Genomic DNA, 15,652 nt, shown 5'->3' with positions numbered 1-15,652 from the left:
ATCCACTGAAAATGTTCTGTAAAATAACTCTTTAATCGTTCAATAAGGAAGCGAATTTTCGCTTCCTTATTGTTATTATTGTACTGATTTCTTTGTAACAAAAATGTCATTTGCCTTCTCTGCAATCGCCTCTGTTAATAGTTCGGAAAAGTTTATGTCAGCTTGTCTGCCTAACTTATCCGCCCATTTTGGGATAGTTAAAGTCTTTTTGATCAGCTCAGTATCTCTTAAATAGATGGCGACATCTACCCGAATTAACGTGGTAAAAGAATCTTCCTTGACTGAAATTTTATTGATCGGTGTTGGCTCAGGCAATGGCTCGTTGTGTTCAAGAAAGTCAGCTAACACCATCCCTAATGCATGTTCTGCCATAGCAATTCCATGAGAGATATTCTCTTCATCAATTCTTGTATAGGCACCTTGGAAATCTGGAAACTCAATAAAGTAGCCGCCATCTGCTTCTGGATGAAAAATTGCTGGATACGTTTTTGCTAAAGGTTTGCTCAACATTATGTTCATTCCTTCCTTCTAATTAGATGTGAGAGTATTTCACGCCCGCGCCCTGTAGCCCTCAAAATGATGGAAATAACCATCTTGTTCAAGAAGTTAAGACTCGCTCAGACTACTCCTTCTCACGGCCTTCATAGTCGCTTTTTTGTGAGAGTACCGAGAATGAAATCCTTTACATAAATACTATAAAACGTGCTAGCACGTGTGTAAAGTGCGTTTTTATGAAAAAGTGTGATGTAATCCAAAAGATCAAGATTAGATGCTCGCGCATATGTGTGAGTGTTTTTTTTATGTACTGGGCAGTACGAAATTTGAAGAGTTCCTTTAATGTGTTTAAGGACAAATGAACATTTTCGATAGTCGAACAAATTATCATCAATTTGTAAATTATCATTTATGATGATAAAATACATTATTATGATAATTCAGATTAGAGGTGTGATTATATGAACGAAATGAAGCTCAAAAAAGTGTTTGAAAGTATAGCCTTATCTGTTGAAATAGAACCAATTACTATAAAGTTGCCGTTAGCTTTTTCGCATCGATATGAGTTGCTGAGCTTATCATTTTTAGAGGAAGACTTATCATTTTTACTGATCAAGGAGCAGCGCTCAGGTTCGATAGAGTCATTGATTCAGCAAGCAGAAAAAATTAGTGAAACGGCAGAAAATCCATACATATTAGTTTTTACAGAAATCTCAGCGGAAACGCGTACCTTACTTTTAAAGGCACGAATTTCTTTCATTGATTACAAAGGAAATGTTTTTATTCCTCAATTAGGGATGATTTTAAAAAAATTTGAATCTAAGATTGCAGCGATTGATGGTAAATTTTCACCAAGTGAACAAGCAGTGATGATCAGTCTGTTACTGAATCATAAAAAAGCAATTAACCCTACTGAAATCAAGCGCACAATCGGAGTATCGATTCCTACGATCTATCGAGCACTCAAAAGGTTTGAGCAAAATGATTGGATCGATTCAGAGCATGGAAAGCATAGCTTGAAAAAAACTCCAATAGAAATATATGAGGAATGCTCAAAATTTTTTATAAACCCTAAGAAGGATTCGGTCTTTTTAGATAGTTATACAAGAGACCGTTTAGCTGAATCTAAATTAGGTGATACCCAAATGAAATTAGCTGGAGAATCGGCTTTAAGCCAATTCTCCATGCTAGATAATTCTGATCAAATATTCGCAGTTTCACAGAAAGCATTTAGGGATTTTCGAAAATCAGAAGGATTGAGCAGCAAAGGAATCTTAGATAAGAAGATTGGACAAATGACTGAGCTGGAATTATGGGAATATGCCCCGATCGGTTTATATGAAGAAAAAATGATCGATCCGATTTCTTTATATTTAACAATAAAAGATACAGATGATCCCCGGATAGAGTTGGAGCTGGATCAGCTAAAAGAATATATAACTGAATGTTTGGAGATAGAGTAATGCCTATTAATAGTAATGAAAAATTTCTCGCTGCATTTAAAGAATTCAAAGAGCATTATGTATTGATTGGTGGAACGGCAACATCATTGATTTTAGCGCAATATGATTTAAAAAGTCGAACGACAAAAGACTATGATTTGGTCATAATAGATGACAAAAAAGATAAGGCATTTTATAAGGCTTTGGTTCGTTTTTTTCAAGAGGGTAGTTATGCACCGACTGTTATGGATAAAGAGAGGAAACTTTATCGATTTACTACAACTGACTCCGATTATCCAGCGGTTATTGAACTTTTTTGTGTTATACCGGATTGGTTTCGAAGTGAGTTAAGGACAGCACCTGTTCATTTTGATGAAGAGATGAGTCTTTCGGCATTGCTTCTAGACAAAGACTATTATCATTTATTGGAACAAGGGAAAAGTGTGATTGATGGTTATTCTGTTTTGGATAACAAGCATCTAATTATATTTAAAGCAAAAGCTTGGTTAGACTTATCGGAGAAAAAAGAAGCAGGTACGACGCGTGTAGACAGTCGAAATATTAAAAAGCATCTAAATGACATTGCGCGCCTGACTGGTTCATTGACAGATACGAATAAGATACCTCTGAATGATAAAGTTCAAGAGGATATGCGAGCTTTTCTTGATCGGCTTGAGAAAAATAGGGATGCTATCCCGCAGAATGATGATATTGTGCTTGAACCGCTAGTCATTTTTCAAGCGCTAAAGGATTTACTGTATTAAAGTGCAAAAAAATACTTTACATTTTTTCTCGGAGGAGCTAACCCTTCAAGGATTTGGAGGATACAACCAGCCTGTTCTATGATAGAATGCATACGGACTCATGACAGATAGGAGACAGGCCTATGTATACAAAAGAAGTGTTTAATAATAAAATGAACAGCTGGATCAATATCGATGCGGAAAATATGGATGAACTGAAGAATCTGTATCGGGATTATGGGATCGACAGTGAATTCGTTGATTACTCGTTGGACCGGAACGAGCGGGCGCATTTGGATTATGATAAGGCGACCGATGTGATGTTGCTGATATTCAATGCGCCGAATCGCCGCAAGATCGATAACCATTATGAGACAGTACCCGTGACCTTCATCGTGGTCAATCGTACGTTGATTACAGTAACCAATCAGCAAAGCAAATACCTCTACTTTGAAATTAAAAATTATCTGGAGAAAAATCCCAACAGCACGCTATTTGAGCTGCTATTTGGCAGTCTTTTCATTATTTCGGACCAATATTTTCCCTTTGTGGAAGGAATGGATCGTGACCGCAAACGGATCAGCAATTTATTAAAGGATAAGACAACGAAGCAGAATTTATTGCTATTATCGGATTTAGAGACGGGGATCGTTTATTTCGTGACGGCCTCGCGCCAAAATGTGCTGTTAGTGCAGCAGATCAAAAGTCACGGTGTCTATCGTCGATTGAGCGATCAGGAAAAGGAAAGCTTGGATGATGTCCTGATCGAGGCGCAGCAATTGGTGGAAATGACGCAATTGTCTTCTCAGATTTTGCAGCAATTATCCGGTACCTACAATAATGTCCTGAACAACAACTTGAACGATACGATGCGAATCTTGACGGTGCTATCCGTCCTTTTGACGATTCCTATGATCGTTTCCGGCTTCTTCGGGATGAATATGCCGCTGCCGCTGGAGCATAATGCATTTGGTTGGGTCATTACGATTGGTGTCAGCCTTTTGTTGTGGTTTGGCTTGTCCTATGTGTTGAGAAAGCTAATGAAATAAGTTCGAAATGTGGATGTCTCAGTAGGTTTGCTGTAAATTAGTAGTAAAATATAGTACAATGAGCTTGAGGATGGTGATCAATATGTTAAATATCAAACCAGTTTCAGATTTGCGAAATTATAATAAACTGTTAGAACAAGTAACTAGCGATGCCCCTGTTTTTTTGACAAAAAATGGTCGTGGAAAATATGTGGTCGTGAGTATCGAAGATTATGATCGCCTAAAAGCTAGTTTGGAAATTGTTGATCAGCTTAAAAAGGCCGAAGAGAGTGGTACGATTTCTCTTTCTGAGGCTAAGAAGAGACTTGGAGTATGAGTTATATTGTTCGATTAGCCAATGATTTAATTACAGACCTTGAGGGATTGAAGACCTATTTAATTACTCAGTTTTCAGAGGATGTGTCGAATGAAGGAATGAATCAACTCTTTGATACATTTGAGTCGCTAAGTACATTCCCTAAAAAAGGAAAAGATGCTACAAATCTTATGTTTACTTTTAATGGGTATAGATATTTACCTTTGGAAAAAAATGTTTTGTTTTATTCAATTGATGAGGCAAAAAAAGAGGTGTTGCTGTTACGATTATTTTCTGTAAATGAAGATTTTATGCAAAAATTCAGCTTCTTTATTAATGAGAATGATTAATTTTTCTCTGTGCTTAGAAAGAAGCATTTATGCAGTGCTTCAAAAGGCCGTTCCTATTTGTTGAGGAAACTAATAAAAAAATGAACCTGTGTAAAGCTAGAAAGATCAATTTCGTGATTGATCCTTCTAGCTTTTTTGTACTTCCAAAGCATGCAAGGAACTGCTTTTCTTTAGGTACAGTTTACGAATGAGAATCAACAAATGTTCCCATGCATCCTCATTGTTTAAGGAATCAAAGTAGAAGATCAATTTTTCTTCCGTATCGGGCTCCTCTAAGGAATCAGTCACGACAATATCCGCTGTTGAATAATCATCTGTGATAAAAATATTCTCTGAATTGAAAAAACCTTGCAGACGGTTCTGTAACGCATACGTAGCGATAAAATCCTTATTCATCTGGAGGTACAGCTGAATCTGTGTTTGTTTTTCAGAGACAGACAACGAATAGAGCATGCTGCTGGCATAAGCGGCCTGACGTGAGTCAGAAAAAACGGTTTCCATAGCAGTGCGGATCTCGTTGATATAGGTATTGCTGGTACTTAAATGGAATGTGGATTTAGGAATATAAAGATCAAGAAAAGATTCCAGTCGATCACCGATTAACTCGTAAAGTGTATTGAATAAAACGAGATAATAAAGATATAAACAAGCACTGTCTTCTGAAATAGGAAATGTTGAAACGGAAGAAAAAGATTGAAAAATATTACGAGAAAATTGACACAATTGTGCATCTGATTGGGCAAAAAGGCGTCCGGTTTCAATTTTCGTTTGACATGAAACCGAGTCGGGAGTCAAAACATGCAGCACGAAGTTAAAATATAAAACTTCCTGACGGTAATACACTTCTGGAATTTCTCCGTACCCTCCAGCGTGAATGACAAAGGCGCCATCATACTGGAACACCATCAAGTCAATGATCTCTTCGATTGTTGGTTTGATTTTTGAATGTAAAAATTTCTGATGATCAAAACGTAAACGAAGCAATTGATGGAACAAATAGAGCGAGTGACGTTTGGTATTAGAGATCCTATGAGAATTTTTCAAGATAGACTCAGGAATGTTTTGACGAATTTGGTCCTTGCTAATGTTTTTGAAGGGCCACTCCAAATCTTGATGGCTATCCTGTAAAAGAATACAGGAAAACAGACGCAGTTCGAACTCGTCTCCCTCCAAAGAATAATGGTCATTTTTGATTCCCACTTTTAGTCCATAGCGTTTAAGGAATGTGTTTAATTGCACAGTAAGCTTGGAAAGATACACTTCGGAGATGAACAAGCTATCCAACAGTTCGTCTTTAGAAATCGTCACATTCGTAATTAACAGCACACAAAAATTAAAGATCGTCTGATTTTTCAGCAAGGATAATTTTAGCGCATACGCATTTTTCACGGCGTCTTGCTGATATTCAGGGTGAATCGTAATCACTCCCTGACGACTAGAGAGAAGGAAGGTCGATAGAGAAAATTCATCTGCCATTAGCTCATTGATGGTTTTTAGGTCTTCTTTCACGGTTCGTTTTGGTACCTCCAGATGTTCAGAAAGTTCTGTTAGAGACGTCTTTTCCTTTCTAATGATGTAAAAGAGCAGGTTCAATTTTCTAAGGATCGATTGTTTGATCATTATACTATCACCTCTGTTATTTTTACTTTTTATGTATAGCTGTGTACATATTTTGTATTTGAAACGTATCGTTGGCAATTGATACTATATCACACGTGGCAGAAAACTATGAAACAGTAAGTTCTGAGTATCGGTAGATTTTTTAAAAATATCATTGTTATTTAAACTGTATTTGGGAGATCGCTGATTTCTTGAACGTTCTTCATTTTTTTGTCATACAGGCCTAGGCATTATTCAAGATTGATCGTTGAATTTGATAAGAATACCGAGGGGAGAGGATGAATTGAAAAAGCTGTCGAGAATTCTTCGAGTTGTATTGTTCGGTGTGCTGTTTAGTTGGATGCCAGTTATCGCTTCAGCTGAAGTAGCGCAGTATGAATCGAATGGACAAGCTGGTTTCTACGGCACATACGAATACGAGACAAGAGACAAAAATGAAGAGGAGAACCCACTTTCTGATACAGAAAGTAATGGGAAAAACGCTTCTTCGAATACATTGAATGGTCGATCGCGTTTACCTAACACTGGAACAACCAAAAATACAATTTATTATTGGATTGGTTTGCTGCTGTGTGTGGGAAGTATCTATTTAATAAAAAGAAAAGAGGTATTTTTATAATGAAAAAAACAATTGTGTTTTCAATGATGGTACTACTAGGTGTTGGATTAGGAACGAAAAGCGTATTAGCTGCGGATGAAACTTTTCCAAAAGAATATAACACGGAAGGTACGATTACGTTTGAGGCTGGTGATGATGAGGTTACCCCACCGGTCGATCCAGAAGATCCAGATCCCACCAATCCAGTAGATCCGACTGATCCCCCAGAACCGGGAACAGGTGGTGCCTTATCAATTGATTATGGCTCCAAGTTTAAATTTGCTTCTCAAAAAATTTCAACAGCGGATAAGACGTATTATGCTTCTCCAGATGAGATGAAGGATGGCACCAAAAAGCCGACTTACGTACAGGTAACAGATAAACGAGGAACATTAGAAGGTTGGAAGTTAAGTGTCTCTCAGCCAGAGCAATTTAAGACAGCCACTGATGATGAGTTGGTTGGTGCTGAACTTCGCTTTACTAAAGGGAGCGCGGCTTCCTCTGTTGATAGCAAATACATGCCAACGACAGTTAATTCAGATCTAGTGTTAACACCGGGACAAACCAATACGGTAGCGATCAATGCTCAAGCTGGAACAGGTGTCGGGACTTGGGTCTATCGTTTTGGTTCGACTGCAGATGAGAACAAGGACGCAGTGCAGCTCTTTGTACCAGGCGAATCAGTAAAACTGGCCCAAGCCTATTCAGCTAAAGTAGTTTGGTCTTTGGAAAATACACCAGATAATCCGTAACGGTCGGGAGAAGGAAAATGAAAAAGCAGCTTGCATTTTTTTTTGTACTGAGTGTCGCTTTCAATTGGGGGAGTACACAGTCAAATGCGCAAGAACAGAAAGAGTATTCTTCTCATGGCATGGTTGAGTTTGTCCCATCCACTGAGCCTACCGATCCAGTCGATCCAGAAAAACCAGATCCGGAGAATCCCGTTCAACCCATTGATCCTATCGATCCCACGGGTCCTAGACCAGGCACTGCTGGCCCATTATCAATTGATTATGTTTCTAGCTTTGATTTCGGAAAGAATCGCATCTCTAACAAGGATCAGACCTATTACGCTAGAGCACAAAAATATCAAAAGAACCATCCAGCGACTCCGAATTATGTTCAAGTATCTGATAATCGCGGAACAAATCAGGGCTGGCTATTGACGGTTAAGCAAGTAGAACAATTCCGAGCGGATAAAGCAACAAAAAATGATCGTTTAACAGGTGCACAGCTGACTTTATCCAGCCCAACTGTTACTAGCAACAATCAAAATGGAAAGCGACCAGCGGCAGAGAGCCAACTGTCACTAATTCCAGAAATGACTGCCGTAGTAACGACAGCCCAAGCGGGATCGGGGAGCGGATTGTGGGTCACCTACTGGGGAACAGTAGAGGAAAGAGAAGAACAGCAGGAAGACGGCACCGTTCAAAGCGCAACAATAAATAAAGCAGTTGCTTTGTTTGTCCCGGGTTCAACACCAAAGGATGCGGTGAACTATCGCACGAAATTACATTGGGCGTTGATGGATGTGCCTGGGAATTAATGGATAAAGGTGGAGAAGATGAAAAAAAAGAAAAGCCTATTCCTTCTAGGAAATACTCTCTTGTTCATAAGCATTTTTTTAGGTCACAGTATGATAACAACCGCCGTTTCAACTAATTTACAGACAGAGACAGTTGAAAGTATCGAAGAGACACGACCGGAGAAGGAACAGCCAACGGAGGCTACGATTTCGTCAAGCAGTTCATTCGAAACAGATACGGTTGATCCGACAAGTGAAGGGTTGTTAGAGGAGAAGGAATCTTTGGTGGAAAGCCAAAACAACTCCTTTGCTGCGGCGTTGCCGGAAGACCCGAATATTATTCCAATTGATAAAGTTTTTCAAAACCCAATCGGAAATAGTACGAGTATTTTAGAAGATGGGAAATTGCTTCAGCTGAATCCAGCAAGTAAATCTCAAAAAGGAGCCATCTGGTCTAAAAAGCCAATTAGTCTCCTATCAGATTTCACGTTTAAAAGTTACCTGTACTTAGGGGATCAGCAATCAAATGCGGGAGATGGGATGACCTTCACGTTAACCAATGATTCTCGGATGGGAACAAACGCTGATCAGGTGATCGGTTCGCCTGGTATGGGGATTGGTTCCTACTCAACAAAAACCGGACAACCCAATATTAAGAGTGGGCTCTCTATTGAGTTTGATACCTACAAAAATCAAGGCCTTGTCGATCGTATGGACAGGGAAATAAGTTCTGATAATAAGGGATATGGACACGTAGCTTTCGTTACACCGAAAGAAAATAATAACAATCCCTCTGGTGAACATTCTGGGGTAACGGTTGCTCCTACATACCTGTCCAATGGTACTTGGCGGATGCTGACGGTTCGATGGGATGCTCAAAGCCAACAATTGACCTACGAGTTGGAAGGGGTGGGCTCTTCTTCATTAGTACTCAACGATTTGAATGGAAAGTTTGGCGGCAGCATGGTTTATTGGGGATTTACTTCCTCGACTGGCGGGAAGTATCAAGAAAATGCATTGGCGATGACGCAAATTCCTTCAAGTGTGAAATCCTTCGCACAGGCTAGTGTAAATGGCGGAGAATTTGCGTCAGAGGTGGAAGCGAGTAAAGGAGATACTGTTACTTTAAGAAACTCGCTGACGGTTGACAATGATTTGGTGTCTGCTCATGCGAATACGCAAGTGGAGCAGCCGCAAGCTAGTATCGAACTACCACCAGAAATGGTTTATGAGCAGGATTCCTTAGCGATCGATGGTGCACCGGTTGCGTCAGAAGATCTTTCCATCATTGATTCAAAAATTGTTGTGAACTTAGCAAATTATTTAGTGCTGGAAAAGGAAATGGCACTGACACTTGATACTAAAGTACAGGATGCAATACCTGAAACGCGCCTAGCGCTGGCGTTTGATTACCTTGAAAATGGAACAATGTTGCAAAAATCAAATGAATTGCATGTTCAAATTGCTAAACCTAAGGAAAAAACGCTGACAGTTTTTTATCTGGACGCAACGAACAATCAAGAGCTTGTTCCTTCAAAACAGGTTACTGGGAAAATCGGAGAAAGCTATAAGGAATTGCCGATCTCAATTGATGGATTTGTGTTCAAGAACGATTCAGGAAATGCCGAAGGAGTCTTTGCTGAGGATTCACAGGATATTCACTTTTACTATCGCACAGGTGAACTTTATTTTCTTGAGGCACCGAAGCAGCTTGCCTTTGGTACTTTAAAGGTGACCAACCAGCCACTTGTAAAGTTTGGTCAGCCTACTGAGGGTCTGCGCGTTATGGACGAACGAAAGCAAGGAAGTTGGCAGGTGCAATTAAAACAGAGTCAGCCCTTTAGTAATGGAGAATTCACCATGCCTTACTTATTGAGCTTTGTGTCAGATACGGCTGTGTCTCATATAACAGATACTGCGATCAACGTTACTGAAAGCGATAAAAAGGGAGAGACCGATTTAAGTGGCTTACTAGATGCGTCTCAACAAAGAGGAATCAAGGCGGATATTCCAGTTGAATATCAACGTTTAGGAACATTTAAAGGTGCTCTGTCGTGGTCCTTAGTAGATGCCCCAGGGAATTAAAGTTTAGAATGAATGAGGAGAGGACTCTTGAAAAGAAGAAAAGCATCGTTTGTTATATTGATACTTCTAGTCATGTTTTTAGTTGATCCGTTGATTAGCGAAGGGAGCGAATTCCAATTTTCTGCGACACCTGTTCCTTCAGACTATCAAATCGATAAAGAAAAAAGCTATTTTGATTTACAGCTATCGCCGAATCAGAGGACAGAGGTCCAGGTGAAGCTAAAAAATGATACGGAGAAAGAGGTTAAGGTAGGGATCTCTGTTAATAGTGCAAAAACAAATTCTAATGGCGTCGTGGAATATGGAGCCAATAAAATAAAACGGGATGAAAGTTTAGTTTTTGATTTAAAAGACTATGTTGACTATCCTGATTCGATAACTTTAAAGCCCATGAGCGAGCAGACCGTCCCGTTTAAAGTGAAAATGCCGAATGAAGCATTTGACGGAATTCTTGCAGGTGGGATCACTTTTATGGAAGAAAAAGAAAAAAGTACGCGTATCGAGAGTAAGCAGGGATTAGCGATTGAAAATGATTATTCGTACGTTGTAGCTTTGTTGATGCGTCAAAATACAACTACTGTTGCACCAAATTTGATTTTGAGAGAGGTCGAACCGGGACAAATAAATGCACGAAACGCTATTTTGACCAAGCTGCAAAACGATCAACGAACGTATATTAATCAAGTCTCCATATCTGCTACGATCACCAAAAAAAATAGCAAAGAGCCCGTTTACCAAGTAGAAAAGGAGAAAATGCAAGTTGCGCCTAATTCTAATTTTTCCTTTCCTATTTCGTTGAACAAAAAGGCCTTAAAGCCAGGTAATTATCGATTATCAATGTCGATATATGGAAATAAAAGCGAGAAAGGAGCTTTCGCGAAAGAGAAGGACCCGAAGACCAAGTATGAGAATCATTGGACATTCAAAAAAGATTTTCGGATTGATCCCCAGGTAGCAGATGATTTAAATCAAAAGGACGTGACGCTTAAACAAGACAATACGTGGCTATATCTTCTGATTGGTCTGATTGTTTTAGTAGTATTCGGCTGGTGTATCTATATTCTTTGGAGAAAAAGAAGACAAAATAATTGATTGCGAACCAATTTTTATACTAGAAACTTTTTATAGTATGAGTAAGATATTTAGAAGAAATAGATGAAAAACGGACACGATTCCATGATTAATGGCGCGTGTCCGTTTTTATTGATTTTTTTACGAGAAAAAAAAGATTTTGGATAAGGTGCCCGTTCTTATGTGAAAGATGATAACTTTATAAAGGGATTAGTGCAATGAAGGTGCTATCTATTGTCGCAAATTTTGCCTTTTTCTCATTGTATTTCTAAATGAAATACTGTATTCCCCATGAAATAAAGACTTTTTGCACTAGAGTAAGTGCAATCATTTCATATTGTGACAATGAAAACGAATCACTATAGTTAAACGTGTAAGGAGAGAGTGTTATGCAGCAAATAACGAAACGACAGATTCAGGTATTGCTTCAGTTGCTGGAGGATTCAGATCCAAGGACCACCAAGGAGCTGGCGGATCAGCAAAATGTAAGCGTGCGCACAATCAAATACGATCTGGACAGCATTCGTTTGTGGCTTCAGGAACGGAATCAGGATTTGACCAGTAAAAGGAGTCAAGGTGTTTGGCTGGTGCTGAGTGATTCTGAACGGATCAAATTAAAGAGTGAGCTGATGGATGTCGATCGGCTGGAGTTGTTCGCGGATCAGACTTTGCGGCTGGATCGTCTGAGTATTTACTTAATGCTCACGAATCAGGCGATTACTTCTTTTGAATTGGCGGAGCGTTTGATGGTCAGCAAGGATACGATCCTCAACGACTTGGATGTTTTAGAACAGCGTCTTGTTTCTCAGGGGATGACTCTTGAGCGATTGCCCCGCAAAGGTTTTTTGATTACGGGTCCAGAGCATCAGATCCGACTATTGATCGAAGAGGTGCTGCAAAAAGATTTAACTGATTACGACATCTACAAGATCATGGAGCTGCTCCTGCAAAGTGAAAAGCAAGAGGGCTACGAACTGTATTCGGCCAAAGGGACAGCATTTCAAGAAGTCTTCAATCAAGTCTTAGGCGACATGCGTCAGCTGTTGAAGCAAATCGACACAGCGGAATTGAATTACGCGGAATTGCTGAACATGCTGATTCGTGTAGCGATTGCCACTGTACGGCTGCAAAACGAGTACACGATTGGTCGCTATCAGCTGTTAAATGATCCAAAAGAGCAGCGGGAACTCTCTTACTTATTGATGCAGCAAGTTTTTGCACATTATCAATTGCCATTGTTTGAGGATGAGTATCGCTACATTTACAGCGATACCTTCGAAAATGATCCGCAGCAGGATGTCATGACCTTGACGGAGAATCTGATTCAAAAGGTGAGTAAAAAGATCAACTACTCCTTTTCAAATGATCCGCAGTTGTTGACGAATCTCTATGCGCACTTATCGATGCGGTTATCCCGCAAGCAAAAGTTCGTGAATGAGTACAATCCCTTCAAGGATGATATCAAGGCCAAGTATCCAGAATTGTTCGATGCGATCGAAACGGTCGTCCGGCGGGAGATTCAAGGGAAGAGCTTATTGATCAATGATTCCTTTATCGCCTATATCGCGTTGCACTTTCTCGTTTCTTATGAGAAGGCGGCCGATATGCGCAGTGTTAGGGCTGTCTATGTTTGTTCCACTGGCTTAGGCGTGACAAGTCTGATCAAGCAGAAAATTTCGGAAGAACTCTCAAATATCGAGATCGCAGCTTTTGCCTCGGTGCTGAATGCGCAGGAGATCATCAAGCAAAAGGAACCAGAATTAGTTATCAGCATTTTTCCGATCGAAGGGATGGATTGTGAGTTTATCAAAGTTCATCCGCTGCCAACCAAGCAGGATTTAGAAAAAATCCAGCAGGCAGTCAAAAAAATCTTGAGCCAGTCACCACAAAAAGGAACGAAAAAATTACGGCTGGAGCCGGCAAGCAATCGAACCTCATTAGAGGATTTCAGCAAGGAACTGATTTTGCAGGCGTATACGATCTACGAAAAATTATTACTGCTATTTCAAGAGCAGCTCAATCAAGAATACCGTGAAGCCTTCTTATTGCATGTATTCTTGATGGTTCATCGCATTACCTTTGATCAGCAGTACATGATGGAAGGAAACAAGACGGACGAAGCGCTAACTGCTTCTGCGTCTTACAACAAACAGATAGAGCAGCTATTCGCGGAACACAATTTAACCATCAATCAGTCGGAAATCAATGCTCTATTTGCTTATATCAAAGGATAGTGTTTGCACAAAAAGATGTCTGTTCTGTTTTCGTGTATAAGCCGAAAAGCAATGATGGACAAACAGAATGGTATCTAACAATAGGATAAAGAAGGAAGTGAGAAACCGTGACTGGAGAAGCGTTACAAATTATTTCAACTAGTAAATATCAGAAAGAATTAGAAGAGCTAACCGATTGGTTAAAAGTGGAACTAGTAAAAGTGTCCATCACACCAACAGATTTACAATGGACGATCTTGATCAATCATTTAAATGAAATGTTGAAACGTTCCAAAGAGCAGGAGACGATTCCAGAAGTTGATCCTGAAATGTTCAGCGAAGTATCTAGCGAAGCATTAAAGTTAGCCGATGGTGTCGTCAGGAAAATCGACAATCTATCGCAAGATGAGATGTATGTCTTATCGATTCATTTTGAAACAGCCAAACAAAATTAAATTTAGGGGGAAATATAAATGATCACAGTAGTAATTGCAGACCGTATGGGTAAAGGACAAAACGTAGCAAAAGGTGTAGAAGCAGCAGGCGGAAGAGCAGTCGTTGTTCCAGGTATGGGAGCAGATATGCGTCTAGGTGATGTGATGCAGCAGGAAAATGCGGATATGGGAATTTCATTTTGCGGCAGCGGCGGAGCAGGAGCTCTGACAGCTTCAACCAAGTACGGTTATCCAGAACGTCATGGTATGCGCTCCATTGAAGAAGGCATCACAGCGATCAATGATGGCAAAACGGTTTTAGGTTTCGGTTTTATGGATCAGGAAGAATTAGGCAAACGTCTAGTCGAAGCCTTTGAAAAGAAACACAATTAGGGAGATGAGTAAATGAGTATTCAAGATTGCCAACAAGTCATCGTGACAGTCGAAGGCATGGGCGATTCTAAACAGCATGCGTTTGCAAGTGCCTTGGGTCAAATCCAAAAGAAAATGATGCAGGAGTCAGAAGTCATTTTACGCATTGAACCGATTGAAGTAGACGTTATCAAGGCAATTGAAAAGACATATAAGGAACGTTTTCTCTTTTTCTTCTTTCCAAGAAAAAGAACGAGCTATCATGTGGAATTGGAAGTGACGGTCAATGTGACGACGCTTCAAGTAAATGAAGTAGCTTTTACTCAGGAAACGACAGATGATCCTGATGGCATTCAGATTCCGGTTATTTCCAAGAAACTATAGGTAAAGGGAGGAAAAAGATAGTGGAGTTTACAGTTATTTTAATTAAATCAATCATCATTGGCGGCTTACTCGGTTTTTCTGCTTCGATGGGAGCAGCGCGGATGTTCCATGCGCCAAGTACGCAAGGATTGGGTGCCTTTCGTACACTAGGTGAAATGAACGCTTGTATGGGAGACCCGGCATCGCATTTTTCATTCGGGCTAGGCTTCTTCTTCAATGCTTGGGCTTCAACGGTTGGAGCCGGAGCATTTACACAGGATGTCACACATCGGATCATTCCCAACTGGGCAGCTTCGGTCTTATTAGCAAAAAATAAAAATGTTTCAGAAACGATGCATAATCCTCGGAAAATGGGCTTTGTTGGTGCAGTCGTCGGAGCAATTGTTGTCGCATTCTTAAATTCAACCGCAGCAGCTATTCCAGCAGCACTGCAAGTCACTGCGGTAGCGGTATTAGTTCCAGCAGCAACTACTTTGATTAATATCGTCATGCCCGTGATTTTCTGGTTGGCAGCATTAGACGCAGGAAAACGGACTGGATTTTGGGGTACATTATTCGGCGGAATCGCACAATTGATTATGGGCAATGCCGTTCCAGGGGTGGTACTCGGAATCTTAATCGGTAAAGGTGTCGATGAAATCGGCTGGTCAAAAGTAACGAAGATGATGATGGGCGCGATTATTCTACTATTCGTCTTCAGCGGCTTCTTCCGTGGCTTCGATCTACAAGCCTTGGAAAGCTTCAAATTGCAAGCACCAGAATGGTTAGAAAACATCCATAAAATGCTTGGATTGAGCTAAGACAGCTCTGAACGGGTGAGTTGGTAAATGAAAAAGTTGTTGGGTAGATTCAACTATTTAGCAGAATGATAGATAAGGTGAGAATAATTTTACTATAAGTAAATTCATTATAGGATGCCAGTTTGCGAGTTCCACTCCATGCTTCAGCGTGGTTAGTGGAATCGTATGCGAGGCGA

At 40.0% G+C, this 15,652-nt stretch carries 17 protein-coding genes; 15 read left to right on the top strand and 2 right to left on the bottom strand.

The window, feature by feature from the left end; genetic code table 11:
- Positions 1-75 precede the first annotated feature (75 nt).
- A complete protein-coding gene (locus E6139_RS01085; RefSeq protein WP_316401297.1) occupies positions 76-510 on the bottom strand; it encodes a type II toxin-antitoxin system HicB family antitoxin in 435 nt (144 codons plus the stop codon).
- Positions 511-956: 446 nt separating this feature from the next.
- Here E6139_RS01085 and E6139_RS01080 point away from each other — a divergent pair, with 446 nt between their 5' ends.
- The 5 genes from E6139_RS01080 (at position 957) to E6139_RS01060 (ending at position 4,374) form a co-directional block, all read left to right on the top strand.
- Entirely contained in the window at positions 957-1,958 is a 1,002-nt protein-coding gene (locus E6139_RS01080) for a MarR family transcriptional regulator (RefSeq protein ID WP_316401189.1), read from the top strand.
- Positions 1,958-2,701: a nucleotidyl transferase AbiEii/AbiGii toxin family protein gene (locus E6139_RS01075; RefSeq protein WP_316401188.1), complete on the top strand. Its 744-nt coding sequence runs from the start codon at positions 1,958-1,960 to the stop codon at positions 2,699-2,701. The genes E6139_RS01080 and E6139_RS01075 overlap by 1 nt, the downstream gene beginning before the upstream one ends.
- Positions 2,702-2,823: 122 nt before the next feature.
- A complete protein-coding gene (locus E6139_RS01070) occupies positions 2,824-3,729 on the top strand; it encodes a magnesium transporter CorA family protein (protein ID WP_316401187.1) in 906 nt (301 codons plus the stop codon).
- An 82-nt stretch (positions 3,730-3,811) separates the two neighbouring features.
- A complete protein-coding gene (locus E6139_RS01065; RefSeq protein ID WP_316401186.1) occupies positions 3,812-4,045 on the top strand; it encodes a type II toxin-antitoxin system prevent-host-death family antitoxin in 234 nt (77 codons plus the stop codon).
- On the top strand, positions 4,042-4,374 hold the full coding sequence (locus E6139_RS01060) for a type II toxin-antitoxin system RelE/ParE family toxin (RefSeq protein WP_316401185.1): 333 nt from the start codon (positions 4,042-4,044) through the stop codon (positions 4,372-4,374). The genes E6139_RS01065 and E6139_RS01060 overlap by 4 nt, the downstream gene beginning before the upstream one ends.
- A 126-nt stretch (positions 4,375-4,500) precedes the next feature.
- Here the strand turns inward: E6139_RS01060 and E6139_RS01055 are convergent, their stop codons facing one another.
- Positions 4,501-5,994 carry a helix-turn-helix domain-containing protein gene (locus E6139_RS01055; protein ID WP_316401184.1) on the bottom strand — a complete coding sequence of 498 codons (1,494 nt, stop codon included), beginning with the start codon at positions 5,992-5,994 and terminating at the stop codon, positions 4,501-4,503.
- Between the two features lie 283 nt (positions 5,995-6,277).
- Between E6139_RS01055 and E6139_RS01050 the strand changes: the two genes are divergently transcribed.
- The 10 genes from E6139_RS01050 (at position 6,278) to E6139_RS01005 (ending at position 15,476) form a co-directional block, all read left to right on the top strand.
- Complete coding sequence (locus E6139_RS01050) at positions 6,278-6,613, top strand: LPXTG cell wall anchor domain-containing protein (protein ID WP_316401183.1); 336 nt, start codon at positions 6,278-6,280, stop codon at positions 6,611-6,613.
- Complete coding sequence (locus E6139_RS01045; RefSeq protein WP_316401182.1) at positions 6,613-7,344, top strand: WxL domain-containing protein; 732 nt, start codon at positions 6,613-6,615, stop codon at positions 7,342-7,344. The genes E6139_RS01050 and E6139_RS01045 overlap by 1 nt, the downstream gene beginning before the upstream one ends.
- Positions 7,345-7,361: 17 nt before the next feature.
- Positions 7,362-8,138 (top strand): WxL domain-containing protein, encoded by a 777-nt coding sequence (locus tag E6139_RS01040; protein WP_316401181.1) that lies wholly within the window; start codon positions 7,362-7,364, stop codon positions 8,136-8,138.
- Between the two features lie 18 nt (positions 8,139-8,156).
- Positions 8,157-10,202 (top strand): lectin-like domain-containing protein, encoded by a 2,046-nt coding sequence (locus E6139_RS01035; RefSeq protein ID WP_316401180.1) that lies wholly within the window; start codon positions 8,157-8,159, stop codon positions 10,200-10,202.
- A 27-nt stretch (positions 10,203-10,229) separates the two neighbouring features.
- A complete protein-coding gene (locus E6139_RS01030) occupies positions 10,230-11,294 on the top strand; it encodes a DUF916 and DUF3324 domain-containing protein (protein ID WP_316401179.1) in 1,065 nt (354 codons plus the stop codon).
- Positions 11,295-11,662: 368 nt separating this feature from the next.
- Positions 11,663-13,507: a BglG family transcription antiterminator gene (locus tag E6139_RS01025; protein ID WP_316401178.1), complete on the top strand. Its 1,845-nt coding sequence runs from the start codon at positions 11,663-11,665 to the stop codon at positions 13,505-13,507.
- A 107-nt stretch (positions 13,508-13,614) separates the two neighbouring features.
- Positions 13,615-13,941, top strand: coding sequence for a PRD domain-containing protein (locus tag E6139_RS01020; protein ID WP_316401177.1), 327 nt, complete (start codon positions 13,615-13,617; stop codon positions 13,939-13,941).
- A gap of 18 nt (positions 13,942-13,959) precedes the next feature.
- On the top strand, positions 13,960-14,313 hold the full coding sequence (locus E6139_RS01015; protein ID WP_216407725.1) for a glycine-rich SFCGS family protein: 354 nt from the start codon (positions 13,960-13,962) through the stop codon (positions 14,311-14,313).
- 12 nt (positions 14,314-14,325) lie between these two features.
- The gene (locus E6139_RS01010) at positions 14,326-14,676 is read left to right on the top strand and encodes a DUF4312 family protein (protein ID WP_316401176.1); all 351 of its coding nucleotides are present in this window, start codon (positions 14,326-14,328) and stop codon (positions 14,674-14,676) included.
- A 20-nt stretch (positions 14,677-14,696) separates the two neighbouring features.
- Entirely contained in the window at positions 14,697-15,476 is a 780-nt protein-coding gene (locus E6139_RS01005; protein ID WP_316401175.1) for a DUF4311 domain-containing protein, read from the top strand.
- Positions 15,477-15,652 lie beyond the last annotated feature (176 nt).

The organism is Enterococcus sp. (genome assembly GCF_032555305.1).
GTDB lineage: Bacteria > Bacillota > Bacilli > Lactobacillales > Enterococcaceae > Enterococcus_A.
This window is presented reverse-complemented; position numbering and strand designations above follow the sequence as displayed.